The sequence below is a fragment of the Bacillus altitudinis 41KF2b genome, from assembly GCF_000691145.1.
GTDB classification, from domain to species: Bacteria; Bacillota; Bacilli; order Bacillales; family Bacillaceae; genus Bacillus; species Bacillus altitudinis.
Window position 1 is genome coordinate 129,049 of record NZ_ASJC01000007.1, and the last position, 26,875, is coordinate 155,923.

The 26,875-nt window shown below is 40.4% G+C and carries 26 protein-coding genes, 1 other RNA gene and 1 riboswitch; of the genes, 6 read left to right on the plus strand and 21 right to left on the minus strand.

Going from position 1 to position 26,875, the window contains the following annotated elements; genetic code table 11:
- Window position 1 precedes the first annotated feature (1 nt).
- Entirely contained in the window at window positions 2-673 is a 672-nt protein-coding gene (locus BA79_RS13535) for a ribonuclease H family protein (RefSeq protein WP_035703310.1), read from the minus strand.
- 94 nt (window positions 674-767) lie between these two features.
- Here BA79_RS13535 and BA79_RS13540 point away from each other — a divergent pair, with 94 nt between their 5' ends.
- From BA79_RS13540 to BA79_RS13550, 3 genes are read left to right on the plus strand one after another with little or no spacing between them, the layout of a single operon-like run.
- Complete coding sequence (locus BA79_RS13540) at window positions 768-1,457, plus strand: queuosine precursor transporter (protein WP_007500834.1); 690 nt, start codon at window positions 768-770, stop codon at window positions 1,455-1,457.
- A gap of 1 nt (window position 1,458) precedes the next feature.
- Complete coding sequence (locus BA79_RS13545; RefSeq protein WP_035703313.1) at window positions 1,459-1,854, plus strand: reverse transcriptase-like protein; 396 nt, start codon at window positions 1,459-1,461, stop codon at window positions 1,852-1,854.
- A gap of 43 nt (window positions 1,855-1,897) precedes the next feature.
- A complete protein-coding gene (locus BA79_RS13550; RefSeq protein WP_008346357.1) occupies window positions 1,898-2,023 on the plus strand; it encodes a hypothetical protein in 126 nt (41 codons plus the stop codon).
- Window positions 2,024-2,060: 37 nt separating this feature from the next.
- Here BA79_RS13550 and BA79_RS13555 read toward each other — a convergent pair whose 3' ends face one another.
- The 7 genes from BA79_RS13555 to BA79_RS13580 all read right to left on the minus strand — a co-directional run bounded on the left by BA79_RS13555 (window position 2,061) and on the right by BA79_RS13580 (window position 9,854).
- Window positions 2,061-2,948: a 5'-3' exonuclease gene (locus BA79_RS13555; protein ID WP_035703315.1), complete on the minus strand. Its 888-nt coding sequence runs from the start codon at window positions 2,946-2,948 to the stop codon at window positions 2,061-2,063.
- A 274-nt stretch (window positions 2,949-3,222) separates the two neighbouring features.
- Window positions 3,223-3,486 (minus strand): YpbS family protein, encoded by a 264-nt coding sequence (locus BA79_RS13560; RefSeq protein WP_008346351.1) that lies wholly within the window; start codon window positions 3,484-3,486, stop codon window positions 3,223-3,225.
- Window positions 3,487-3,527: 41 nt separating this feature from the next.
- On the minus strand, window positions 3,528-7,121 hold the full coding sequence (dynA, locus tag BA79_RS13565) for a dynamin GTPase (protein ID WP_035703317.1): 3,594 nt from the start codon (window positions 7,119-7,121) through the stop codon (window positions 3,528-3,530).
- A gap of 131 nt (window positions 7,122-7,252) precedes the next feature.
- Entirely contained in the window at window positions 7,253-7,360 is a 108-nt protein-coding gene (fbpC, locus tag BA79_RS19840; protein ID WP_306172627.1) for a Fur-regulated basic protein FbpC, read from the minus strand.
- A 64-nt stretch (window positions 7,361-7,424) separates the two neighbouring features.
- Complete coding sequence (locus tag BA79_RS13570) at window positions 7,425-7,934, minus strand: isoprenylcysteine carboxyl methyltransferase family protein (RefSeq protein ID WP_035703319.1); 510 nt, start codon at window positions 7,932-7,934, stop codon at window positions 7,425-7,427.
- A complete protein-coding gene (locus BA79_RS13575) occupies window positions 7,934-9,031 on the minus strand; it encodes a type III polyketide synthase (protein ID WP_035703321.1) in 1,098 nt (365 codons plus the stop codon). Before BA79_RS13575 ends, BA79_RS13570 begins: the two co-directional genes overlap by 1 nt.
- A gap of 316 nt (window positions 9,032-9,347) precedes the next feature.
- Window positions 9,348-9,854, minus strand: a complete 507-nt coding sequence (locus BA79_RS13580) for a GrpB family protein (RefSeq protein WP_035703323.1) — start codon at window positions 9,852-9,854, stop codon at window positions 9,348-9,350.
- A 476-nt stretch (window positions 9,855-10,330) separates the two neighbouring features.
- Here BA79_RS13580 and BA79_RS13585 point away from each other — a divergent pair, with 476 nt between their 5' ends.
- A complete protein-coding gene (locus tag BA79_RS13585) occupies window positions 10,331-11,185 on the plus strand; it encodes a polysaccharide deacetylase family protein (RefSeq protein WP_025207523.1) in 855 nt (284 codons plus the stop codon).
- A 65-nt stretch (window positions 11,186-11,250) separates the two neighbouring features.
- On the opposite strand, the gene pbuX is transcribed toward BA79_RS13585, so the two are convergent.
- The 12 genes from pbuX to BA79_RS13635 form a co-directional block, all read right to left on the minus strand.
- Window positions 11,251-12,570, minus strand: coding sequence for a xanthine permease PbuX (gene pbuX / locus BA79_RS13590; protein WP_035703325.1), 1,320 nt, complete (start codon window positions 12,568-12,570; stop codon window positions 11,251-11,253).
- On the minus strand, window positions 12,567-13,151 hold the full coding sequence (gene xpt, locus BA79_RS13595) for a xanthine phosphoribosyltransferase (RefSeq protein WP_035703327.1): 585 nt from the start codon (window positions 13,149-13,151) through the stop codon (window positions 12,567-12,569). The genes pbuX and xpt overlap by 4 nt, the downstream gene beginning before the upstream one ends.
- 118 nt (window positions 13,152-13,269) lie before the next feature.
- Window positions 13,270-13,369: riboswitch (purine riboswitch) on the minus strand.
- A 337-nt stretch (window positions 13,370-13,706) separates the two neighbouring features.
- Window positions 13,707-15,212 (minus strand): carboxypeptidase M32, encoded by a 1,506-nt coding sequence (locus tag BA79_RS13600; RefSeq protein ID WP_017367481.1) that lies wholly within the window; start codon window positions 15,210-15,212, stop codon window positions 13,707-13,709.
- A gap of 127 nt (window positions 15,213-15,339) precedes the next feature.
- Window positions 15,340-17,277 carry an ATP-dependent DNA helicase gene (locus BA79_RS13605; RefSeq protein WP_017367482.1) on the minus strand — a complete coding sequence of 646 codons (1,938 nt, stop codon included), beginning with the start codon at window positions 17,275-17,277 and terminating at the stop codon, window positions 15,340-15,342.
- A 75-nt stretch (window positions 17,278-17,352) separates the two neighbouring features.
- On the minus strand, window positions 17,353-17,550 hold the full coding sequence (locus BA79_RS13610; RefSeq protein WP_017359721.1) for a hypothetical protein: 198 nt from the start codon (window positions 17,548-17,550) through the stop codon (window positions 17,353-17,355).
- A 105-nt stretch (window positions 17,551-17,655) separates the two neighbouring features.
- Window positions 17,656-18,810 carry a THUMP domain-containing class I SAM-dependent RNA methyltransferase gene (locus BA79_RS13615; RefSeq protein WP_035703329.1) on the minus strand — a complete coding sequence of 385 codons (1,155 nt, stop codon included), beginning with the start codon at window positions 18,808-18,810 and terminating at the stop codon, window positions 17,656-17,658.
- A gap of 108 nt (window positions 18,811-18,918) precedes the next feature.
- An RNA gene (gene rnpB / locus BA79_RS19170) (RNase P RNA component class B) lies at window positions 18,919-19,300 on the minus strand.
- Between the two features lie 60 nt (window positions 19,301-19,360).
- Window positions 19,361-19,666: a cell division regulator GpsB gene (gene gpsB / locus BA79_RS13620; protein ID WP_008344631.1), complete on the minus strand. Its 306-nt coding sequence runs from the start codon at window positions 19,664-19,666 to the stop codon at window positions 19,361-19,363.
- Between the two features lie 75 nt (window positions 19,667-19,741).
- A complete protein-coding gene (locus BA79_RS13625) occupies window positions 19,742-20,284 on the minus strand; it encodes an SLOG family protein (protein ID WP_316246474.1) in 543 nt (180 codons plus the stop codon).
- 49 nt (window positions 20,285-20,333) lie between these two features.
- The gene (cotD, locus tag BA79_RS19175; protein WP_072368252.1) at window positions 20,334-20,570 is read right to left on the minus strand and encodes a spore coat protein CotD; all 237 of its coding nucleotides are present in this window, start codon (window positions 20,568-20,570) and stop codon (window positions 20,334-20,336) included.
- A 314-nt stretch (window positions 20,571-20,884) separates the two neighbouring features.
- The gene (locus tag BA79_RS13630; protein WP_035703335.1) at window positions 20,885-22,132 is read right to left on the minus strand and encodes a ribonuclease H-like domain-containing protein; all 1,248 of its coding nucleotides are present in this window, start codon (window positions 22,130-22,132) and stop codon (window positions 20,885-20,887) included.
- Window positions 22,133-22,155: 23 nt separating this feature from the next.
- Window positions 22,156-24,402, minus strand: a complete 2,247-nt coding sequence (locus BA79_RS13635) for a DEAD/DEAH box helicase (protein ID WP_035703338.1) — start codon at window positions 24,400-24,402, stop codon at window positions 22,156-22,158.
- A gap of 160 nt (window positions 24,403-24,562) precedes the next feature.
- Between BA79_RS13635 and BA79_RS13640 the strand changes: the two genes are divergently transcribed.
- A complete protein-coding gene (locus BA79_RS13640) occupies window positions 24,563-25,681 on the plus strand; it encodes an NADH-dependent flavin oxidoreductase (protein ID WP_025207530.1) in 1,119 nt (372 codons plus the stop codon).
- Between the two features lie 51 nt (window positions 25,682-25,732).
- Here the strand turns inward: BA79_RS13640 and BA79_RS13645 are convergent, their stop codons facing one another.
- Window positions 25,733-26,239, minus strand: coding sequence for a PTS sugar transporter subunit IIA (locus BA79_RS13645; protein WP_008344623.1), 507 nt, complete (start codon window positions 26,237-26,239; stop codon window positions 25,733-25,735).
- Between the two features lie 168 nt (window positions 26,240-26,407).
- Here BA79_RS13645 and BA79_RS13650 point away from each other — a divergent pair, with 168 nt between their 5' ends.
- Window positions 26,408-26,827: an Hsp20/alpha crystallin family protein gene (locus BA79_RS13650; RefSeq protein ID WP_008344621.1), complete on the plus strand. Its 420-nt coding sequence runs from the start codon at window positions 26,408-26,410 to the stop codon at window positions 26,825-26,827.
- Window positions 26,828-26,875 lie beyond the last annotated feature (48 nt).

Below are 26,875 nucleotides of genomic sequence, written 5' to 3' on the forward strand. Positions count from 1 at the left end.
TTTATTCAGCTCCGTCTGCTTCTAATTTCAACTTACTTTCGATAGGGACGTCTGCAAGTATCTGTCTGGCAAGCTGATCTGCTTCTGCATTTTGTTTACGATCGATGACTTCATATGTTGGCGTGAGCTTCAGCTCTTTGATCGCAGCCTCAATTCGGTCGAGCCATTTGTTATGTATATCATCATAACAAGGCCATTCCCCTTTGAGCTGATTCATCACAACAAGAGAATCTCCTCTAATCGTAACAGAGTTTCTGCTGGCTCCCAGTTCTTTTAAAGCTTTTACCGCTTCAAATAAAGCCGCATACTCTGCCTCATTGTTCGTGGTGCTCTGAAAAGGCTGATTCTTCCTTAACCGGTATGCATCCTGTCCGAGCTGATAATACACGACAATTCCAAGCCCAGCATCACCTGTTTCTTTGCGAAAACTCGCATCAAAATAGACCTGAAGCTGATCGGGTTCAAGCCTAAGTTCTTCGTTTAGCTTTTCAAGTTCTTTCGTCGACCACATCGCACCCTTTTCATCTTCAAAAGATAAAAGTGACTGCGGTTCTTTTTTGTCTATATGTTTTGCTAAAAGCAAGGCCTCTTTGAGCTCCATCCAATTTTCTTGGAAAAAAGCAATGGACCCAATCGATTTCACTTTCATTGTATAGTGTGCTCTTAGTTTCATTGATCACATCGCCTTCCCATACTTTTAAGGTAAACGTTCGTTATGCTATAATCAAAAAGTTACATTTTACATTTAGAAAGGAAGTTCATGTCACTTGTTTAATGAAGGTATTTGGATCTTATTTGCGATCATTAATTTTATCATTGTTCTTCTATTTTATAAAGGATTTGGCAAGATGGGGCTTTTCGTATGGATTGGTTTTGCAACAGTTGCGGCCAATTTACAAGTGGTCAAAACCGTTGAATTATTTGGCTTAACGGCAACACTTGGCAACATTTTATACGGCAGTGTGTTTTTTGCAACGGACGTCCTCAATGAAAAATATGGACAAACCGAAGCGAAAAAAGCTGTCTGGATTGGCTTTGCCACCCTTTTAACATTAACTGTTGTCATGCAGGAGGCTTTGCTTTTCCATCCCGCTCCATCTGACATTTCCCAATCATCATTAGAAACGATATTTGGCTTTATGCCAAGGGTCGCTCTTGGTAGCCTTGCTGCTTATATCATCAGTCAAATGTTAGATGTTTATGTATATTCGTTTATTCGCCGGATATTTCCTTCAGATGGTGCGCTCTGGCTGCGAAATGCGGGGAGTACAATGATTAGCCAGCTGCTTGATACACTCGTTTTCACAACCATTGCCTTTCTTGGGACCTACCCATTCCATATATGGATCGAAATTTTCATCACGACTTATGTGATTAAATTTATCGTCGCTGCCATTGGCACACCTTATGCCTATGCGGCGAAAAAAATGGTTCCGATTGATGAAAGGGGGAAATAAATTGCCAGCTGAAATATATATTGACGGTGCTAGTGCCGGAAACCCAGGTCCATCTGGCATCGGCATTTTCTTGAAATATGACGGAAAAGCTGAGTCTTTCTCCATTCCTCTTGGCACCATGAGCAATCATGAAGCAGAGTTTTCCGCGCTCATTGAAGGCATGAAAATTTGCGTAGAAAAAGGATTACGGACCGTTTCATTCCGCACTGATTCACAAGTAGTAGATCGTGCAGCCAATGCAGGATTTGCTAAAAATCCATCTTTTCGTCATTTTATCGAAGAAATGCTGCAGCTTCAAAGCGAATTTGATTTATTTTTCATTAAGTGGATTCCGAGCAAGGAAAATCAAGTGGCTGATCAGCTCGCTAGAAAAGCGATTCACCTTTCAAAAGGATGAATCGCTTTTCTTTTGGTTATGCTAATGGGTGAGGTGATACGAATTGGATAAAGAGAACAGAGGCCGTGTCACAAACGGAACGACTCCTCAAGGTGATGCGCAGACAAAAGATAAACAGCCAATATCGCAATTAGAAAATAAGGCGAAAAAAAGCAACACAAAGGGCTAAAATGAACTTGATTTTAGCCCTTTCTTTTTTTCTAACCTTAACTGATTCCTAATTGACTTAAGCGGTTCACCATTGGTTCGATCCCTTTAATTTGATGCAAGCGAAGCATTGCCGCTGCCCGCTCTGGATCCATTTTTATTTTTGTTTCGTCAATCGGACAGCTGAGTGGTACATCACATTTAATTTCTGCCAGTATACGAGAAAGCTTCAGATCTTCTAATCCTGCTTGCATTTTCTTTTGCTGAGCTGCCGTTAATGAATGAACATTTTCTAACAGTCGATCAATCGTTTGATACGTTTGAATAAATTTCAATGCTGTTTTTTCGCCGATTCCTTTTACACCAGGGTAATTATCGCTAGAATCACCCATCAGTGCTTTCATATCAATCAGTGCCTTTGGAGATATGCCCATTTCCTCTTCAAAAAGGGCTTTTGTATAATGCTTATAATTCCCAATGCCTTTTTGCATTAAAGCCACGGTCACTTGTTCATTCAAGATTTGCAGCAAATCTTTATCTCCTGTTAAGACGGTCACATGTGCTTCGTTTTGATAGATTGATGCAAGCGTTCCAATACAATCATCTGCTTCAAAACCTTTCACACCAATGTTCATGATCCCCAGTTCTTCTGTCGCCTCTTTTGCTAAATCAAACTGCGGGATAAGCTCAACAGGCGCCTCGCCTCGATTGGCTTTATAATCTTGAAACAATTCGTTCCGGTATGTCTGGCTCCCCATATCCCAGCAGCATACGATATGAGTCGGCTCAAATGTTTGGACAGCTGTTAACAAATGCTTCAAATAACCATTCACTCCATTTGTCGGCACACCACGATCATTTATCATAAAATTGCGATGGACAGCCGTCGCATAAAACGACCTAAAAAGAAGGGCCATTCCATCTACAAGTAATACGTGTTTATTCATTCATCTAAACTCCCTTTTTATAAACAATACTCCTATTCTATCATAGAACATCGAAACGAACATAAAAAAGGCGCCTTCTTCTTTTGATAAAGAAGAGGCAGCCCGATTACTTTTTACCATATTGCATTTTTTTCGTTTCCGCTTCTGCGTAGGATGGCATGCCTTTTTCCTTCGGCATGCGCTCCTCCTGCTGCTTTACGTTTTGCTTTTTTGCCATGATCATTCCCCTTTCTGTTTCATTTGTTAAGATGACCAAAAATGAGAAAGTTACTCTTTACTTCTGTTTACGCTGGGTGTATTCCTCCACCATCTCAATCGTGACATGTTTACGAAGGGGAACAATTCCGCCTCGGGCAAGCTCATTCATTTTAGACGTAATGGCGTTGATCTCATCTGTTGAAAATGGTTCATTGTGTTCACATTTTTTCACAGCCGATTCAATCGCCTGCTCTCTTTTTTGTTCAAGTGCAAGAAAAGATTGGATGTGGGCATGTTGTTTCTGTGAATGTGCAGAAATTTCTTCGTGTACGCTCGTCATCGTCTATCAACTGCTTTCTTTTTTATATAGTCTACCATGAATCATATCGTTTTCAACTGGTTCTTCCATTCATTTGTTTGTTCATAAACTTGTTCAATGACCGCCTGTTTTTCAGCATCTGTTGTAAGGCTTGTCATAAATGTCTGTTTTTGCTCATTGAGCTGTTGGAGAGCATCTTGTTCGTACCTTTCCGTATAGGTCTTCACTAGCTTTTCATATCTGCTCAGCAACTCTTCTTTTTCGTTATCTGCCCAACGTGTTGTCATTTGATGTAGAACATCTCGAATGGCTTCAATAAACGTAGCCTTTTCATTTTGTTCAAAGAAGGCTTTCGCTGATTTTTGTTTCTTTAAAAGCGGCTCAAATGGTGTAATCTCTGCTTCAACTTCAATTTGTTTTAGCTCAGCATTTTTCTCCTCAGGGGCTGACAGGCTAAGAGAAAAGTAAGGATCTTCCGCACATGCAGCCTGCATCCCTTTTTCCCACTCCTCCTGGAAATAATGATGGATAAACGATTCCATTCGGATATCAAGTGCCTTGAGCTCCTGCACAAATTCAAATTCATACTCCTTTAACGCTTTCTCAAGTGCCTTTTTTAACTGCTGACCAAAATTCCCTTGAGATATGCCAGGATAAAAAGCCGACTTTAATAGATCATTCGCAAATAATGAAAGCCGCTGTACAATATGATAGAGCTGTTCATGCACGTCTTTTTTTACGCTTTCGGTCACAAGTTTAGACCGTTTCACATCTTGCATTTTTTCGAGAATGGCTTCATAGGATGTCTTGATGTTTTTCTTTTCAGCTTCTTTCTCATCTTCTGATTGATGCAAGGTCGCACGTAGTCTATCGACCGTTGTACATAATGTATTAGCTTCAAAATGCAAAAGTTCAATGGCATCTTTCGTTAATTCTTCCTCAATAAAATAGTCAAGCTGTTTTCTCAGTGTTGCATATTGATTATAAGATGTCGGCTCTTTCCCTTCGATCTCTTCCTTACTAGACACATGATGCAGGTTTGGATTGCGGATGCCTTCTTTTGTGAGCTCGCTTCGTACATAGTCAAATACGGTTTCAAGCTCTGCTTGATCCTTAGCCAAATCAGCTGCATTGATGATAAAGAACATTTTATCCATGCTAAAGGAATCTTTTACGAGTCCAAGCTTCCGTAAAAATGAGCGATCAGCTTTTGAGAAAGAATGCTGATAATACGTTAAATAAAGAAGGGCGTCTGCATCCTTCATATACTGGAAGGCGATTTCTGTATGACGCTTATTCATACTGCTAGCACCTGGTGTATCGACAATCGTCAGTCCTTTATCTGTCAAAGGTGTACTTAAATACACCGTCACTTCCTTCACCACACAAGAAACAGATTCTTCCGCTACATAAGGCTTTAATTCTTGAAGTGTGACATGTAAATTGGTTTGGTTGTCAATGTCATCATGAAACTTGGCATAGGCTTGTAGGAAATGTTCTACAATGATTCGGTGATCCTGTTCGAGCTGCCGTTTTTTCAGTACTCTTTCCAGCTTTGCCTTAAACGAATCTCCTTTTTCTGTTGCGATCGAAAATCCAAGAATCTGATCGAGTTCCTCTAGAATGTCCTGCTTGGTTTTAAACACCACTTTGACACTTTCATGAGGATGATCTTCCGTAGGTCGTGTCAGTTTGTTAATTGTCGCAGTTGTTGGCGTAGGTGATGATGGTAACACCTTCCGTCCAACAAGCGCATTGGCAAAAGAAGATTTTCCAGAACTAAAAGCGCCAAATAAAGCGAGTGTAAATTCTTTTGCCTGCAGCCGTTCTGTTCGTTTTTCAAAGGAATCTCTTTGAGACTTTAGAATATCTAAAGGCGATAAAATGCGGGAAAGCTCTTTAAATTGTGCAATTGATTGTGCTGTTGTTAAATGCTGTGATTGGCGGTATTGATCGCGCTCTATCCGTTCAGTTGCTTGATCGCTCTCTTCAACATGAATTGATGCGCGATTCTTCTCCAGCTGGTCGTGCTGCATCCATTGCTTTTTCGCATAAAACCAGTCGCCTGGGATATGATCATCCGTTCCGTTTTGCCAAATATCCCATAAATGCTGAATATCCTGTCTTATTTGTTCATTTTTTTCGTTATACTCCTCAAGGCTCTGAAGCTCTTGTTTCGCTTGTTTCCATTTTTCCTCTTGCTTCTCTTGTTCATTCCGGAGCTGGTCTTTCAAGGTCTCAATCATCTGTTCAATCAATTGAAGCGCTTGCTGTTTTGCCTGTCTTTTCAATGCTTCACCAGCATCTTTCGCATATTGAAGAACATATTCGTTAGAAAAAGTTGCCCCTTGGTGAATGACCTTTTCAAGCAAGGATTCTTCAACAGGTGTCTCAAATGCCATGGCTTTGTCTAATAACGCTTCCCCAAGCTGATGCTGTTTTATTTCTTTTTTAAGGAGCTCGGCAATGTGCCAGTCAACTTCCGCTTTCATTCTCTTTTTTACATCTGCTAAGAAATCACTTGCCCGCTTTTCCTTTTCCTGCTCGGTTTTATTTTTTGCAAAAAGTAAACCCACTTTAAAGCCAGGTGCTTTCGATTCGATATAGTCACTTGCAAGCTCTCGCATCTTAAATGGCGTGAGGTTTGCATTTTTTAAGATGTTCTCTACTTCAGAAGACACTTTATCTTCTACCTGCTTTGCACCATTTTCAATAAATCGGCGTTTCTCTTCTAGTTCTTTCACTTCATTCCTTTTTTCTTGAAGCTGCGCGTCAAGGTCCTCTTCATGCAGTTCTTCTTTTAACGAGTCTATATGTTCTTTTAAAACATGTTCGATTTTCTGCTCTGTATAGGCTCGAAGTGATGCTTTAGGCATGGTTTGTAATTCTTGTAGCTTCTTCACTAAACGGATCATTTCGTTTTTTGGGTGTGCCTCATCCGTCACAGAAGTAAAATATAGATGTTCTTCTTCTATACCTTCTTTTAAAAGCATCTCAACGACTTGTTTTTTGTAGTCTTCAAAAGTTGTCTCTTGTTCATCGTGCCGATCCACTTGATTGACGATGAAATAAAGATTTGGTACTTTCTCTTTAATCGAGCGAATGAAGCGAATGTTTTCTTCAGAATGGACATGGTTATAATGAACGACATAAAAAAGAGCATCCGCTTGATGAAGAATAGAAGCAGCGGATAAAAAGTGCGCATGATCCGTTGAATCAATTCCCGGTGTATCGATGAGTGCCACTTTTTCTTCAAGTCCACTATAATCACCGCTAATTTCCACCATCTCAATCTGTTCCCCATCTTTACAAAAACGCTGCACCGCTTCTTTATCATAAGAACCGCTCATTTTTGCGAAACGTCCATCAGACGTGTGGAGCTGAACTTCACTGACCCCTTTCCTGACAACAACCAAGTTTGCACTCGTTGGAATTGGGCTTGTGGGTAGGATGTGATCATGAAGAAGATGATTCACTAGTGATGACTTACCAGCAGAATAGTGGCCGGTAAATGCGATATATACTTCTTCTTCAGCTTCCTTTTTCATAATAGATGCAAGTTTGGCTGCGCGCTCGTGATCATCCCTTTTCAGAAGGCTTTGATATAAAGCACCTGTAGTTTGAACGAGCGAATCTCGAATAGACAAGTCTTTCATGACGATAAACCCCTTTGTTTTTAGAAAAGTCAGTTATGTATGTGTACCATTTTACACAAAATAAAGAGATTTTTCTTCTGATCTGAGGAAATAAAAAAATCTGCTGCCCGATCAGTCACAAAGGACTGCAATCAGGAAGCAGATTTTTTTGAAACACCTTTTAATACGAAGCCAATCAATAAGCTGTATACACAGACCGTACCGAGTAAGAAAATCATTGTCATGTGATCACCGTCCATCCTTCATGATTGAGAATGTTTATCATTAATGAAAGTGTAGCACAATTGATAATGATTTTCAATATTAATTTAATAAATACTGATTCAGTGCTTTTTCCTCTGTTTGTATTCTGACCATCATCATCCATCCATTTAAACACGTAAACAAAATGGCAGTAATAAATGCGTTAAATAGCAGCGGAATGAACATCAGTTCAATCGCCACCACCACATAGTTAGGATGCTTTAACCAGCGATACGGCCCCTTTTTCACAATCATCGCATTTGGAACGACTAAGATTTTTGTATTCCAAAACGTCCCAAGTGAACATAGTGCCCAGTACCGAATCACCTGGGTAGCAAGCAGGAATACAAGCAGCAATAGGAAAAAACGAGACGGTTGACGATGCAGCAGCCATGTCTCTCCAATAAGCGAGAGGAAAAAAGCTGCATGCATAGCGACCATATAAGGATAATGGCTTGCACCAAATTCAATCGCTCCGATCGCCTTCACCTTCTTTTCATTTCTTTTCGCCACAAGCATTTCAATGAGGCGCTGAAAAATGAAAATGCCAATCACTATCCAGAAAATCATCAAGAGAGCCCCTCCCATTTCATGAGCAATAATTCTGACGAAAAGCCTGGACCAAGTGCTCCGCAAAGCCCCACCTGTCCTGCATCTAGTGACTGATGTTCAAGAAAATGCTTCATGACATATAAAACGGTGGCAGAGGACATGTTTCCATGCTGTTTCAGAACCTCTTTTGAAGAAAGTAGCTGATGCTCTTGTAAAGATAGGCTTTCAAGATAGGCATCAATCACTTTTTTTCCTCCAGGGTGAGCAAGAAATACAGATACATCCTCTGTTGAAAACCCTAGCTGATGTAAAAATTGATCCACTTGCTCTTTTAACCACCCAGAAATGATGGACGGAATATCACGTGAGAAGATGACCCGAAATCCATCGGCGGTAAAATCCCATCCCATCACATCTTCAGAATCTTTCATGGTCACTGACTGCGTGCCAAGCACTTTAGGTACTGTTTTTAACCGTGTATACTTAGAGGCAGTCTTTTCTCCAGTTAAAAGAACGGCCGCAGTCCCATCACCGAACAGCGAGGTTCCAATTAAATTGCTTTTTGATTGATCTTGCGGCTGAAAAGTGAGGCTGCAAAGCTCGCAGGCAACAACGAGCACTTTCGCTTCTGGATACGCCCTGATGTATTCATAAGCTCGGGATAAGCCTGCCGCCCCGCCCCCGCAGCCTAACCCCCAAATTGGCACTCGTTTCGTATAAGGAGAAAATGGAAGAACATTCATCAGCTTTGCATCAAGACTTGGCGTTGATAACCCTGTACTGGAGATGAAAAACAAAGCATCAATCTCATCAAAAGGAACTGGCTTTGTAAGAAACGCTGTTTCATGCAGACAGTGAAAAACGGCTTCTTTCGCATGAGCCAATGCTTTTTCGATATAGAGGTTGTTTTTCTCTTCAAAAGAATGATGTTCTTGATACCAATCAATAGGCTGTACAAACTGCCTGCTCTCTATTTCGCCATTATTAAAAGCTTTTAATAGCCGATCAATATCTTTAAACGATCGTTTAAATTGAGACCTTGCAAATTGAGCAGCTGCTTGCTGATCCACATGATGTTTTGGCAGACTTGTTCCAACTGAAAGAATGTATGCCATCGGCTTCACCTCTTTTTTCGGTTAATATCCCCAATCAAAAAAAGGATATACATGCCAAAACGACACAATTCAGTCAAAATATTTTCCTCCGTCTAACTTTTTGTCTTGACGACAATTGATAAATATTGGATAATATAGGTGAAAACATGATGTAGTTTTCCTCCTTCACAGGTTCGTTCCAAGCCAAGCGAACCTGCTTTTTTTATGCAATTTATGTTCAAAAATAATGGTGATTTAATGAAAAAAAGAACTCCGTTAATTGGGAGTTCCTCTGTGAATGACCTCTCTTATGAACATCTAAATAGCAAACCCTCACCTAAACCTTTTCAAGGATTGACTTAATAAAATCAGTTTTTTCATGTGCGTATTTGTGTTTGTCATTTCCATGTAATCTTGATAATTTAAGTTTAAGCTGTTGGTACTCACTTCTAGCTTGCTCATTATTTCTCAAGTAATCTCTGAAATTTAACTGTTCAAGTAAATACTTATTATGTCTTTGATACATATGGATTTGATGTGTTCGTGGTTCTCCTTTATTAAAGTAGTGTCTTTCAGGTAATACGTCTGTTCCTTTATATGAGTAACCGAGTCCTTCCAACGCTATTACACATTTTTCTCCATCAAAAAAATGTTCTATTTCAATTGCAATATCAATAATTGGCTTAGCGCTTAAACCTTTTACTGCCGTACTTCCAATATGATGTACATTGATTGTGTATGGACCCATATCAGCTATTATCTGGCGCTTTTCTTTTTCATATTCGTTTTTCCACTCCATAGACCAAGGCACTAAAAAAACTTCCCCTCTTGGTAATCCTAACATTTACTTATCCCACCTTTTAACACCCATTTGGAGAATGTTAATAAACCAACTTTATCATAAGTCCCATATGGAGAGAGCAGACAGATTTCAACAATCATCCTATTCGTTTAGATCTATTTCTTGGTTGATGTCATTCAATACGATTCTTAACCATTCACTCTCATCCTAGTTTTATATCTAAAGAACAAATGATTATTAATAGAGTTAGTTAACATAGCTTTATGCAAAAAAGCACCTCCAAATGAAAAGTGCAGACCGTAGACAAACCCCACCTTTCATTTAAACATGAATGGATCACCTTTTTTCTGATCAACACAAATAAATAACCATAAAATGCTAATTTATTTGATGATTATATATGAAAAGGGGGTTTTTTCCTGTATACTTAATCAATATGAGCACCATGAAAAACAGTGAAAAAAGACAGAATCTACTACATGATTCGGCACAAAATTTAATTGACTGGAGTGATTGTCATGAAAAAGGTGTCCAAAAAACAAACACCCTACAACACGATATTTCTCTCAAAGATAATTGGTTTAGTGCTTCTTACACTGTTTCTCTTTTTTATCTGGGATATGTCTAAACCCCATTTGCAGGCGACAAATGGGCAAGCAAAAATTGTTACTAGCAGTGACTTCCGAGACACAAGTATCAGTCTGAAAGCAAAAGATCATTCTGCAAGAACATTGGATCAACAATTTAAGACCAATCCAAACCAACAGACAACGAATCAAACGGTCTTTTTAACATTTGATGATGGTCCTTCTGCTACATCAAATCAGCTGTTAAATGTCTTAAAAGCACATCAAGTGAAGGCGACATTCTTCATGCTTGGACCGCAAATCCAAGCTCACCAAGCAGCTGTGAAAAGACTTTATCAAGAAGGACATCAATTAGGGCTTCATGGCATGACGCATGATATAAACCGCTTTTATCAAAACAGTGAGTCTCCCGCAAATGAAATGAGAGAAGCTCAGCGCATTCTTGCTTCTGTTACAGGCGGTTACACCCGTCTTGTGAGAACACCTTATGGCAGTGTTCCAAATTTAACATATGATCAAAAAGTACGCTTAAACCAATATGGCTTTATTTACTGGGATTGGACGATTGATAGCCTTGACTGGAGATATAAAAACTCACAATATGTTCAAGAGGTATTGGATCAACTGCAAATGTTTGAGAAAAATAAACCATGGGAACCAAAAGTGATTTTAATGCATGATCAACCCTCTACCACGAACTATTTAGATAGCCTGATTACACAACTAAAAGCAAGGGGCTATACATTTGCAGTCATTAACGAAACAATGCCTCCGGTACAACATTAATAGCGCTAATCACAACAAGCCCGTATCCAAAGGATGCGGGCTTTCAGCTCTCAAAAGAGAAGTGATTACATAACAGATTGCTTAGGTTCTTCCGTTAGCTCCTGCTCTGTTTCTTTTTTAAAAGGAATCATGTGATAAATAATATGAAGCAAAATAGCGGTAAAGCTTCCGGCGACAATTCCGTTACTTGTTAACAATTTAATCGATTCTGGCAAATGCTCAAACATTTGCGGCACAACCGTTACTCCGAGCCCGATGCCAACTGAGCATGCGACAATGAGCAAGTTTTCCTGTTTGGCAAAATCGACGCGTGAGAGCATTTTAATCCCGTACGCAATGACCATGCCAAACATGGCGACCATTGCACCGCCTAGAACGGATTTTGGAATAATCGTTGTAAATGCCGCGATTTTAGGAAAAAGGCCAAATACCATTAATAATACACCTGTCACCACAATGACCTGATTTTTCTTCACGCCTGTTAATTGGATCAATCCAACGTTTTGGGAGTAGGCTGTGTATGGAAAAGCGTTGAAGATACCGCCTAATAAAACGGCAATTCCCTCTGCACGATATCCCTTTGCTAAATCCTTCTCTTTTAATGAACGATTCGTTAAATCTCCGAGCGCAAAGTATACACCCGTTGATTCGACTAATGACACAATGGCAACTAATGTCATTGTCATGATTGGTGCAAATTCAAAAGTAGGCAGCCCAAAGTAAAAAGGCTCAATGATGCGGAAAACTTGTGCATTCGCCACTTCTGCTGTCTCCACCTTCCCTAAGAAAGCAGCAACTGCTGTCCCAAGTAGAATGCCGATTAAGATGGCAATGGCTTTCATGAATCCCTTTGTAAATCGATAGAGAAGGACAATGATAAACAATACAAGAAAAGCAAGTCCAAGATTCTCAAAAGAACCATAGTCTGCACTTCCTTCACCACCTGCCATATTGTTCATGGCGACCGGAATTAAGGTAATTCCAATGATCGTGACGACGGAACCTGTGACAACGGGCGGGAAAAATTTCACAAGCTTCCCAAAGAAAAATGAAAGAGCAATGACAATACACCCTGCGGCGATAATACTTCCATATATAGACGAAATTCCATATTTAGATCCAATCGCAATCATAGGAGATACCGCAGTAAATGTACAGCCTAGTACAACAGGCAAACCGATGCCAAAAAAGCGGTTTTTCCATACTTGAAGCAGTGTGGCGGCACCGCACATGAAAATATCTGCCGAAATTAAGTACGTCAGCTGGGCTGGCGTGAGCCCAAGCGCATCTCCAACAATGAGCGGGACAAGAACCGCACCTGCATACATCGCCAGTACATGCTGTATCCCTAGCGAAAGGGTTTTGGCTTTTTTAGCGGCACTCATGATTGTACCTCGCGTACAAACGTGACTTTTCCTTCCTCGAGCGATTCGATACGTGCGAGTGACTCGACTCTATAGCCCATTTGCACAAGTTCTTTTCTTCCAGGCTGGAATGATTTCTCGATAACAATTCCAAAACCAGCTACTTTTGCTTTCGCTTGCTTTGCGATTGCAGCTAGTCCCTTAGCGGCTTCTCCATTTGCTAAAAAGTCGTCGATAATTAACACACAATCATCCTCACTAAGGTGCGTGTTAGAGACAGCAATCGTACTTTCTACTTTTTTGGTAAAAGAATACACACTTGCTGTCAAAAGGTTATCCGTTAAAGTCAGTGATTGCCGCTTTCGGGCAAAAACAACTGGCACATGAAGGGTAAGTCCAGCCATGACAGCAGGTGCAATACCAGAAGATTCGATTGTGATAATTTTAGTAATTCCATCATGCTTAAATAATCTAGCAAACTCTTGACCGATCTCATGCATTAACACAGGGTCAATTTGATGATTTAAAAAAGCATCTACCTTTAGCACTTGATTTGACAGAACGATTCCTTCGTTCTCGATCTTTTGACGTAACAATTCCATCATTCTTCCTCCCAGCATATTAGCAACTTTCATTTTTTTGCATAAAAAAAGCATTGCTGTCCATTAAGGAGCAAGCAATGCGAAAACGATCCACGGGATCTTCAGCTCATACAAAAGCTGTTTCATTTTGCTCACTCATAGTCGGACGGTATCGGTGTCCGGTAGAAACTTGCGTGCCATTATCACGCGATTATATGAGTGTTATAGTGTTCAAATTATAACAAGATTTCAGACGCTTGGAAAGCACTTTTCTAGAAAAATACCGAACTTAAATAATCATTAAGCTTTAAACGTTCGTTTTTAGAATATTCAACCAGCAAAAAAGCACCCTTTTGATTAAAGGGTGCCTCAGATTGTTGACAAAGGGCTAAAATGAACTTGATTTTAGCCCTTTGTCTTCTTTTCAGCGTGATAGAAAACCTTTGCAGTCTAGGAAGGACGAGCATCGGCGCGGAGCGAATTTGACATTCGTGAGCACCGAAGCGCAGGACTGACAACGAATGCGAGGGTTTGTCTACACGCTGAAGCACCCTTCTGATCAAAGGGTGCTTTCATTTATGATAAATACAGCTTTGTATACTTATCTGTTAAATAATCAATTAAGTATTGAACATTTAATTCTTCACCAGTTGCGTCTTGAATGATCTCAGATGGCTTTTTCCGTTTTCCATGCTGATGGACATGTTCAGTTAGCCATTCTTTTATCGGTGCAAAAGACCCATTTTGAATCAGTTCATCAAAATTCGGTAAATCTTTGATCATTTGCTGCTTTAATTGCGCCGCATACATATAACCAAGTGCATATGAAGGGAAATAACCAAAACTACCATCAGACCAGTGAACATCCTGCAAAATACCAAGCGCATCGTTAGGCGGCGTAATGCCAAGATATGCTTGGTATTTTTCATTCCATAACGCTGGCAGATCTTCAACGGCTACTTCTTCATTGAAAATGGCTTTTTCAATTTCATAGCGAATAATAATGTGAAGTGGATACGTGAGTTCATCTGCTTCAATTCGAATGTAAGTCGGCTTCGATTCATTCACCGCATGCACAAATTCTTCTAAAGTGACATCTTTAAATTGTTCAGGAGATGCCTCTTGCAGTTTTTGATAATACGTTTTCCAGAAATCTTCATGTCTGCCGATAAAGTTCTCAAAGAAAAGAGACTGTGATTCATGAATACCCATTGATGTGCCGTCACATAAGAGCGTTCCGCTCAGTGCCTCATCAATATTTTGTTCATAAATGGCATGGCCGCATTCGTGAATGGTACCAAAGATCGCCATGCGAAAATCGTGCTCATCATAACGCGTCGTCACACGTACATCCCCTCTGCTTAATGTCACAGCAAATGGATGAACCGTTGTATCAAGCCGTCCTGCGTCAAAGTCATACCCTAACTCTTTTAAGAAAAAGAGACTCAGCTCTTTTTGTTTGTCGATCGGGAAGCTTTTCGATAAAAACGAAGTATCCGGTTTATTTGGCGAAGCTTCAATTTTTTTCACGAGAGGAACGATGGCGTCTCGAAGTGCACCGAATTTTTGATCGAGTTGTTCAACCGTCATATCCGGCTCATAATTATTGAGAAGCACATCATATGGTGTTTTTTTCACGCCCCAGTATTGAATGAAACGCTTGTTAAAATCAATCAGCTGTTTTAAATAGGGTGCAAAGAGTGAAAAATCTGATTTCTCCCTTGCTTCTACCCAAACATGTTCTGCTTTTGATTGTAGAATGGAGTATTCTTTAAATTCTTCTTTTGGAATTTTGCTGTTTTCATCATATTCTTTTTGCGATAATTCGAGTGCCTTCTGCGTGTCTTTTGACAGCTTTTCTTTCTCTTTATTTAATGCATCAAGAAGATCTCTCATTTCATCAGAAGTCTTCATATTAAAGATATCGCTGGATAATTGACCGATGGTTTCTGCTCTGAAATCAGCGCTTTTTTTAGGCGCTTGTGTTCGAGAGTCCCAATAAAGTAAATGAAGCGCCTCTGTATAATGGGCGATTTTTCCTAGTAATTGATAAAACGCTTTCTCTTTTGATTCAAGACTCATGCGTTCGTTCCCCCAATCAATAAAATATGTATGTACGTTTCAAGGCTACTTCAATAAATGTTCTTTTGTCAATGAAAAAGGAGGATACGCTGATCGTATCCTCCTCTTATTGAATGGTTTTCTATCATTAAGAGATCACTGGCTTTACTGGCAGAACGGATTCAATTTTACTTTGTAGCTCAATATCTTTCTGACTGCCAAAGTAAATATGAATGCTGCCAGCATCTTGGCTTGTCCGAATCAGTCTCCCAATGCCCTGCCTTAGACGAAGCAGCATGTATGGAAGGTCCACTTCAGTAAATGCATCTTTCGCTTCATTCCGTTTTGCTTCAAATACTGGGTCATGCGGTGGATATGGAAGTCCCCAAATAACCACATTTGTTAGAGACTGTCCTGGAATATCCAGCCCTTCCCACAAGTGAACGGAACATAACACAGATGTTTCATCCGCTTGGAACTTTTGAACAATGGTACTGATCTCCTCGTCTCCTTCAAAATACACATGGAAAGGCAGTGATTCATTTGATGCATCGAGCTGCTTTCTAAATACATGCAGTTCATCAAATGAAGGGAATAAAATAAGAGATCGACCGCCATTTTCTTTTACCTGAGCCAGCACGTGCTGACCTTTTACATCTGACTCTGTCATTGGCTGCTGAATTCCGTGGAAATACATTTGCATTTGCTCCTCATAATCATACGGCGAAGCCACACTCATGGATAAATAATCTTTGATCCCAAGGCTTTCAGCTAAATAATCAAATGATTGGTTTTCAGACAACGTAGCAGATGAGAAAATATAAGGGATTTTTTGCGAAAATACCTTTTCACCGAGAACTTCTGCTACCGTTTTTGGCATGACGACAAATGTAGTATCTAATTCCTGTTTCTCCAGCCAGCTAATGGCATTTTTCTGATAAAGCGACAGAGAATACGCCATCTGCTCAATGTACTCTTCCACAACAGACAATTCGTATTGATCAATTGTGTACATCTCTGATTCAAATACGAGCGCTTCTCCAATCTTCTCAAGCAAATCACATAATTCACTTGCTGAACGCTTTACCTCATCTACACGACCAATTTCAAGACGGTGTGATCCTTTGATTTCTTTGGCATTCGTTTTTAAGAGGTAAAAGAACTGATCGTTTGTTGCAAGTGCATCTTCAACAAGTTCTGCAAACTCTTCACGAATGTCATTTTGCAAAAGACGCTCCAAAAACGTCTCAAGTGTTGATTGTTTCACTCGGTATGTTAGCGCTTTTTGTGCTGCAAATTCAAGAAGATGTCCTTCATCAAATACAACAGAGCTATGCTCAGGAAGGAGCGGCAGCTGTCCTTCACGTTTACGTGACTCCTTTGTCCATACATGCTCCATGTAAAAGTCATGAGAACAAATGATGAGGTCTGTTGCTTTTCGGTAATGGTCTCTTGATAAATTCAAACCACAGCGGTGCCGCATGTCGCACGTTAAGCAGTCCTGAAAAGAGTCATAGCCAATTCTTGACCACTCATCATTTGTTAATTCTGGATACTCTTTTCGATCACCATACGGATAAAATGTCTGCATCCCATGAGATTCATGAACAAATGAAGGAAGCGATTCATAAATGTCGAGCCACTTCTCATCATCTTCACGTTGCATCGTTTTCTCTAGTTTCTTTAAGCATAAATATTGATCATGCGATTTACTTAATCTCGCATCTATTTGAATATCAAGGTGATTGGCAATTTTATAGATATCACCTTCTTGTTTGACGAGCTGTTCAATTAACGTTTCATCTGCACATGCAATGATCGCAGGTTTCCCTGTATATCTTGCATATGTGACCGCAAATAAAAGGTAAACGATTGTTTTGCCTGTGCCTACCCCAGCTTCGGCAAACATCACACTTTTTTCTTTAAAGGCTCTTTCTAACTGAAAAGCCATGAATATTTGTTCATCTCGAAGATCAAAGCCCTTTTCTGGCAAGATGTCATAAAACACATCACCAATCCAGTTGCCCAGTTCTTCGTAAAAATTATGTTCTTTTGTTAATGAAAAAGGCAAACGAGACGCTGTCACCTGCTTCAACCCCCAACTTTTGAATCATTCAGACATTCAATAGTACCATTTATGCTGGGGTATGACAATCTTTTTTTAAGAGCGCAGGCGATGTTGGTAGCTTTCCTTCATTAAAAATGCGTGCTCTGAATGGTCTATGTAGTTTTGAGCCATTGCTAAGTTCTCGATGGCTGCCGTAAGTTTAGCAGATTGTCCTGTTTCAATCCCTTCTATTTCTCGGGCTGTTGAAGCGAGTGCTTTTTGAATTAACTGAAATTGATCATAATGAATCATGAAGACACCTCTTTTTTTAAAATCAAGTTCAGTTTATTCCGTCCCGAGAAGACTTATACCTTTTTAGCATAAAAAATCCACACCTTCTCGTGGTGTGGACATTTGTTACGATTCAGTTGTTTCTCTTCTAGGTCGGCGTTTTCCCCAGTATTGATAATAGTCTGTTTTAATAAATCCATTAAACAGTTTTCTCTTTTTCGTCGCTTTTCTTCCGAAACATTCTTCGAATTTTTCATGTGACGTTAAAATGTAAATGGACCACGTATCTAGGTTTTTCAATGCTTCGCCCATGCCTTGATACATTTTTTCCACAGCTGGCTTATCGCTGAGACGTTCACCGTAAGGCGGATTTCCGACAATTACACCATACTCTTCTTTTGTTTGAAAGTCCTTCACTTGCATTTGCTTAAATTGAATCAGTTCACTAAGTCCAGCTTCTTCTGCGTTCAGTTTCGCAATCTCTATCATGCGATGATCAATATCGCTCGCGATAATGCGAAGCGGCTGATCATAGTTCGCCTTTTCTTCTACTTCAAGGCGTGCTTTGTTCCAAACGTCCTCACCGATCCATTCCCATGATTCAGATGCAAACTCCCGGTTAAATCCAGGGGCAATGTTTTGTCCAATCATCGCTGCTTCGATAGCAATTGTGCCTGATCCGCAAAAAGGATCGACAAACGGACGGTCAGGTGTCCAGTTCGTTAATAAGACAAGCGCCGCTGCAAGGGTTTCTTTAATAGGCGCCCCGCCTTGATCTGCACGGTATCCACGTTTATGAAGACCCACACCAGACGTATCGAGCGTCAGCAATACTTTATCTTTTAAAAGCGCTACCTCGATTTTGTATTCAGGACCCGTCTCTTCTAGCCATTCAGACTGTATGTTGTAAGATGATCTAAGTTTTTGCGCGATAGCCTTTTTGACGATACGCTGACAATCCGGCACACTGGCAAGCTGAGATTTAACAGATTTACCAATGACAGGGAATGTACTATTTTTCGGTAAAAATGCGGCCCAGTCAATGGCTTTAGTCTGCTCAAAAAGCTCGTCAAATGTTCTAGCCGAAAATTCAGCAACTTGGACCTTGATTCGGTCTGCTGTACGCAGCCATAGATTCGCACGGCAGATGGCAAGCGCATCTCCTTGAAAAATAACTTTTCCGTTATCTACGGTGCACTCATACCCGAGGTCTCTTACTTCTTTTGCAACAATCGCTTCAATTCCCATTGGCGCTGTTGCGATGAGTGTATAGGTTTTCATTTGTTTATCACCTGTTTTCTCGTTCTTTTCTTAATCAAGATAAAAGCTCTCCATATGTAGAAATAGGAGAGCTTTGATTTCATCATGTTTATGATAACGGATATAACGTTCTGTAAGCCATGTTTTGTTCCATCGTACTACAAACGGCAAAAGCCTCGTACTCAGGTGGTAATCATCTATCTACAGAATTCTCTGTCCTTCTCTCCGTTTGGTTCCTTTGAGAAAGTTCCCCTACCAAGTTTGGGTTTCTCGCTCGAGGGGTTTACCGCGTTCCACTCTCACCATTTCTAGTGAGACTTCGTCACTGTGGCACTTTCAAGGATACTTTGCCATATCCTAAAAGGACGTAGGCATTTTTCCTGCCGTCAGCCTTTCCCAGGCTGCCCTGGCTTATTTTTTCGCCAGGCACGAACACTACGGGCATCTCAGCACCGTGCGAGCATGGACTTTCCTCTGCAATGTCAAAGCATTACAGCGATTACCCGAACGTTAATCAACATGCGTTATTATAAACGACAATGTCATCTGACACAAGCTTTTTTGGTATTACTCAATCATAAAGTTTGCTACCGAAAACGTGTTTCTCAAGATTAGATAGTCTTTTTAAAATATCGAAGTTTGTTGTATTGGACTGTGCAGGCTGTCTTTTCCCTTGCTCAACCGCTTCTTCAAGCTGTTTTGACAAGTGAAGGTTTTCTTGTTGGAGTTTTTCAATTTCTTGATGGAATGTCTCATAGTCTTTAATAACCATATCTAGAAATTTATCGACTTCTTCTTGTTTATACCCTCGGACACCTGTTTTAAATTCTTTTTCTAAAATTTCTTTCGCAGAAAGCTTTACTTTATCAGCAAGCATCTTTTTCACCTCATATCGTGAATTCATAGTATATTTTTTCAGAAATACGTGACGTTGTCAAATTTTCTCTTGCTTTTAGTCAAAAAACGGATCTTCCGCCTCAACCTGTGCCCTTAAATCATCCATTGTGATATACATAATTGGGTAGTCGGTATAGGTTTCAGCTTCTTTGATCATATATTTTGGCGAGCCTTCGTGCTCAGGATCATATAAGACGAGAAGGCCGTCCGTTTTTTCAATAAAAAAGCGGTTCTTTTGTTTGAATTGTGCCGGACTTTCATAAGGTTTATGCGTGACACTTTCTACAAAATCAGCTTGTGCAAGAACGCCTTCATACAGCTCTTTATTTTGTTCATTCCAGCGCTCTTCCTGTTCATAAAATGGTGTAATGACAGCAAGTTTTAAATCTGGAAACTCCTCTTGAAGCTCAAAGACCACTTCAGCTGTCCATATTTCTGCCCCTAACTGACCTGAAATGAGCACCCATTCCAGCCCGTCTTCAATGAGTGCCGTCAGCCTTTTCCGAAGTTCCGCTTTTATGTATTGAAGTGCAGGCTCGTCTTGTTTGAAGATCCCAAGCTCAAATGGCTTGTACCCTGTGACAGCAATAATTTTCATTTTTTCACCTGCTTTTAAAAAAAGGGACTTATAAAAGTCCCATTTCACTTTATCTGTTACAGCAAGGTCCACCGCAGTTAAAGTGTTGATGTGTTGCCGGGTCCACCTGAGAAAACGTATGCGGGAAGTAGTGAACATGTTGGAAATTTTGGTGATGAACATTTGTTACATGCTGCGGGTGGATGTGCGGCACAATTGTAGTTGACTCACTATGCGTACAGCAGTGATTCGTTGGATGTACAATTGGCTGTGTAACATTTGGATTGCAATGATGATGATGGTACATGTAGCATTCCCCTCTCCTTGATTTTCTTACATTAACAATGTATGAATCAAGAGGTGTACATGTACTAATGCATTAACCTATTTTAAAAGTTTGCAAGAAAAACATCTTTATAGTTTGAAAACACAAACGCGACCAATATGACAACAAGAAAAAACAAGTAGAAAAGACCCTTATACATGCTCTACGCTCCTCATTCAATATCTAACGTTATTTTACAGGATTCGTGACTTTTCTACAATAAAAGTGCTAAACAATTTTTATTTTCGGCCGAGAGCCGAACGTTGTCATTTTTTGCGCTTTCCCAGGCAATAATTTCATCGCCCAGCTTTTCTTAAGAGCCGGTTTTCTCGCTTGTCAAGTTCCACAATGTCTCGTTCACTTAAAGACGATTGTGATAACAATGTTTGGGTAATGGAAAGGGCTGCTTTTGGATCCTTTTGACGGTGTTCTTCATACTTTGCTAGCTCTACACCCGCTTTTAATCTTACATGAACATCACTTGATTCAAATAGACGCCTCCATATGCATGCCGCTTCATCCCATTGTTTTAATCGCTTGTACTGTAATGATAGATCATAAGCTGCTTGATCCGCATGCTCAAACGCTGCTCCCGTTAATTCTTGCAGGTGCTTTGTTGCTTCCTGCACATCACGGTGAGCAAGATGCCACTTAGCTAATGCATATTTCTCATCGTCTTCCTTCACCGCATCTTTGGATAAGATTTTTTTAGACAAATGAATGTAGAGACTGATTAACGATAAGACATCAAGTTCATTGTGAGTCAAAATTCCTTCAATCAGTTTCGGGTTTTGTTCCTTTAAAAAGTGAAAATAGATCATTGGTGCGAGGAACCCCGGTGTATCTCCCTCACGATTGACGTGCAGTTCCTCTTTTTCTACAACCGAAAGAGCCATACGCTCATATTTATGTTTCCACAATCTCCTTGACCCATGCAGAAGGTCAAAATGACCAAATTCAGGTAGAGCAGGTATTTGATCGCGTAATAATGTATGCCTCGTTTTGACTTGAGGCCAGTCAAATGATTTTCCATTATATGTCACAAGTGATTCAACATCCACCTCACTAAGAAAGCTATTGTAAAGTGCCGCTTCATTTCCTGGATTCGTGAGCAGATGTTGTTTTACCACTACTTTATCTGAATAAACTCTCGCATGCCCAAGCAGAAAAATCATATTTCCCGTTCCGCCAGACAGTCCTGTTGTTTCTGTATCGAAGAAAAATAGCTCGTGAGGCTTGAAGCCTTTTGCAGAAAGAGAATGCTGAATCTCACTTTTGTTCCATGCACTCACCATCTCCGGCAGTTCTGCAAATGAATATCGCCCATGCTGATGGTCAAGTGGATAGGTCACTTCCCGAATGAGGCAGAAAGAGTCTTCAAAGTAGTAAGGAGCTGCACCTAATTCCCCCCACTCTTTTAGAAATGGAATGGTTTCAGCCGTCACAGTGTGCGTTTGTCCCTCTTTTACTGCCACACGCTTTTCATCTGACTGATTGTGCGACAGGTGTTTTTTCATTCTGTTTAATTTTCCTTTTAATGACATGAGTACGTCTATTCCCCCTTCCCTTAAAATCCTGCCATCAATTGAATGATCCTGCTTTTTCCATCGATCTCTTTCATTTCCATGCCAATACAAGATGGACAGCCGTTCTCGCAGCTGCATCGCTCAATCAGCTGAGTGGCTGCACGGGCAATTTCATCAAAGCGAGCCTGCACCTCTTTACTTAAACCGATTCCACCTGGGTAATGATCATATAAAAATACAGTCGGTTTCCCGGTATGGGCTGCCTTTATTTGAGAAATGACATGAATGTCTGAACGGTCACACATGACAAACGCCGGAACAATATGCTGAAGAACATTGGCAATACCGAGCAAGAGCTGTTCAAGTGTTTTTTCTTCAAATGTCCGCTCTGCTTCATGTAATTCAAACCAAGCAGCACTCGTATGAATTTCTTCTTCAGGTAAGTGAATCGGGCCGGAGCCGATATTTTCACCGGTTGATAATCGAATTTTTTTGAAAATGGTCGGCATTGCATTGACGGTCACATCACCGTAGTGAACAGATACCGCTTCCTTCTCTGTTGTCTGATCAATTTCAAGCACCTTGAGCTGAACCGCTAAATTCGCATCTGTATAGTATTCTACATCGACTTGTTTCACATAAGCCTTAAGGTGTTCATAATCTAGCTTTTCCACTTGATACTGAACCCCTTCATGTAAATAAATCGCTTCATCATGAAGTAAGGTCATCGCACTGAATCGATCCATCTCCCCAATAATTCGAACGTTCGCTACATCGGATTGATCGACAATGACGACATTTTCCTGACTTGCAGATCTCAGACTGATCCCATGAGCCGGGAACGATTGATCTGACCAATAATAACGGTTCCCGCTGAAATGAAGAACCCCTTCTTCATGTAAGTATTGCAAGATTTCTTCTACTTCCATACCGCCAAACTGTTCATCTTCTCGAAACGGTAGCTCGTAGGACGCACATTTTAGATGATCGACTAGGATGATAAGGTTCTCAGGATTGATTCTTGCCGATTCAGGTGGTCTGTTAAAGAAGTATTCAGGGTGTCTGACAATATATTGGTCAAGTGGCGATGAGCTTGCGACCATGATAATGAGTGCTTCCTCATGACGCCTTCCAGCTCGTCCTGCCTGCTGCCACGTACTCGCTACACTGCCAGGATATCCGGTCATGATACAGACTTTTAGCTGTCCAATATCTACTCCTAATTCTAGTGCGTTTGTGCTGACAACACCGAGAATGTCTCCTTCCCTTAAGCCTTTTTCAATCATGCGCCGCTCTTTCGGCAAATAGCCCCCGCGATAACCACGGATCGATTTAGGACCAATTTCTTTTTTCACTAGTTCTTGAATATGACTTAGAATGACTTCAACTCTTACCCTACTTCTAGCAAAAACAATCGTTTGAATTTTTTCTTTTAAAAATGTTTTAGCGAGCTGATTCACAACAGTGGCCGCACTTTGTCTAATATTTAATGGCTTATTGACGACTGGCGGGTTGTAAAAGACAAAATTCTTTTTACCGCTAGGCGCTCCGTTGCGTTCAATGAGATGCACCTTGCTTCCGGTCAGCTGCTCTGCAAGCTCTTTCGGATTCGCAATGGTCGCTGAAGTACAAATAAAGGTCGGGTCACTTCCATAAAATGCACAAATTCGCTTTAGTCTGCGAATGACATTGGCAACATGACTGCCAAACACGCCTCGATATGTATGAAGCTCATCAATGACAATATACTTTAAGTTCTCAAATAAACTGACCCATTTCGTATGATGAGGTAAAATCGCTGAATGCAGCATATCTGGATTTGTGATGACAATATGTCCTGCCTGTCTGACGCGCTGGCGAATCGCTGGGGAGGTGTCCCCGTCATAGGTTTCACTGTGAATTGGAACATCCATCTCATGAATGATTTCGTTTAATTCACTTTTTTGATCTTGCGCAAGTGCTTTTGTTGGAAATAAATAGAGGGAGCGGCTTGTCTGATCTTCTGAGATCGACTGAAGAACTGGCAGATTGTAACAAAGTGTTTTACCTGAAGCTGTAGGTGTCACAGTCACCACATTCTCACCATCCATCACACGTTCAAAGGCTTCCTTTTGATGAATGTATAGTTCACTCACACCTCTTTTTTCAAGCGCCACTTTGAGCCTGTCATTTACTCTTTCAGGAATTGGAGAAGTCAGTGCAGGCTTCGCTTCAATTTCATGCCAATGCTCGACCTGTTCGTCTTTTTTTAAATCTTCTATGAGTTCGTTCATTGTTTTCTTCTTCATCTGGTATCCACCTCTCATTCTAGTGTACCGAATATTTGTTTGCATGACTAGGCGGCAATTTTTTGATGCACCGCTTGTGAGCAAATATTTTGATGTGTTGTAACAATATCTATTACACTTCTATAGTGAAATGATTTTATCAAGGAAGAAGATGATCAGATTGAAAAACGAATTTAAGCCTTTATTTGAACCTTTTACATTCCCAGGGGGTGCCTCTATTGATGGCCGTTTAGTCGTTGCACCAATGACACACTTCGGTTCTCATGAGGATGGCACGATCTCAAAGGAAGAAATTGATTTTATTACCGCTAGATCAAGCGAAATGGGCATGGTCATCACCGCATGTGCAAACGTGACGCCAGATGGTAAGGCGTTTGAAGGACAGCCTTCTATTGCAAGAGATGAAGATATACCTGGCCTACAAAAGCTTGCTTCTGCGATTCAAGCGAAAGGAACAAAAGCCATTATGCAAATTCATCATGGCGGCTCTCAGGCTCTCCCTCATTTAGTCCCAAACGGTGATGTCGTTGCGCCAAGTGATGTATTTAAAGATGGAAAACAAATTGCGAGAGCTTTGACAGAAGAAGAAATTCCTCACATCATCGACTCATTTAAAGAAGCAGCAAGACGCGCAATTCAAGCAGGATTTGATGGGATCGAAATCCATGGAGCGAACGGATATTTATTACAGCAATTCTACTCCCCACATAGTAATCAGCGTACAGATCAATGGGGCGGAAGCGAAGAAAAGCGTCTCGCATTTCCAATTGCAGTAGTAGATGCAGTGAAAGAAGCAATCAAAGAGCATGTAACAAAACCATTTATCTTTGGATACCGATTATCACCTGAAGAACCAGAAACACCTGGTTTAACCATGACAGAAACATTTACTTTAGTGGACGTACTTAAGACAAAAAACCTTGATTACTTGCATATTTCTTTAATGGAGATTGACGCTAAAGCAAGACGTGGTGCTGATACAAGTAAGACGCGGATGGAGTTATTAAAAGAGCGCTGTGGTGACACGCTTCCACTCATCGGCGTCGGCAGCGTCATTACAGCTGAGGATGCACTGAATGCATACAATCAAGGGATTCCACTCATTGCTGTTGCAAGAGAAGTCATTGTTGATCCCGATTGGGCAGTAAAGATTAAAGAAGGCAGAGAAAACGAGATTGAAACCGTCATTAAACGCAGTCAAAAAGATAAGTACTTGATTCCAGAAGGTTTATGGACTGTCATGGAAGCAAGTAAAGGCTGGGTTCCAATGGAGGATTAATGTCCTCAATCAAAAAACTACCCTATCAACTCAGGGTAGTTTTTTTTTGGATTATTTCATTTTTACTGTAAAAAGCTTGGACGTCTGCTTTTCTACAGAGCCCTTAGGTTCTTTGTCAAGATGTTCTACTAAATCACCATTCATGATGACAATTGGTGTCACTGTGCTTGCCGCTTTTTCTTCAATCAGCGCTAAATCACACGTAATGAGAGGATCACCTGCTTTCACTTTATCCCCTTCTTTTATGTGTGCTTCAAAGCCTTCACCATTTAATCCAACCGTTTCAAGTCCGATATGAATCAGAAGCTCAAGCCCTGAGAGTGTTCGAATCCCAATTGCATGTTTTGTATGGAAGAGTTGAATAATTTCACCATCTACTGGCGACACAATGGTGCCGTTTTTTGGTTTTACAGCTACGCCGTCTCCCATCATCTTTTGAGAAAAAACGGGATCTGGTACATCGGTCATATCCATTAACTCTCCATCGACTGGAGAATAAATGACTTCTTCCTTTACATCATCTTGGTTTTTTCCGAAACCGAATAATTTTTTCAGCAATGTTCATTTGCTCCCTTCAAGCTTTGCTTCTAGATCTATTCAGCGTATAAACCTTCACGCCCATACACCTTGCTTCATTCAACACTATTTAATCATAATTTTTTCCTCTCATCAATTGATAACCGCCTGAGCCCCTTTTGCATAGGCTGTAGATGAGAGGTGATTCAAATGAAACATGAAAGTGAAAATAAACACGAGTTGTTAGCAAATGAAGACATTCTATATGAAGCGATTGAACAATTTTTTGCATCATCGCCGTTTCACGACATTTTAAATAGTGCAGAGGCGCTGATGACCACGAGCCATTCACTTGCATCCATTACAACCGATGTGACAGAAGATGATCAATATGTATACATTGAGATTCGATTTCCAGACCATTTTGTCGAAGGTGATATCGCACTAGAAGTGAAAGCGCAATATTTACACTTATCGGTACAGGAAAAAATCAAAACAGACACGACTTCCTCCTATTCGAGCTTTACCAAAACCATTTTAATGCCTGCAAAAATAGATGAAACCAATATGAAGAGCGTTTGGAAAGATCAATCACTTCGTGTGACTGCGCCAAAACAAACAACCCAATAGATGTATATCTATTGGGTTCAGATTGTAGAGAAACCCATGTTTTTCTAC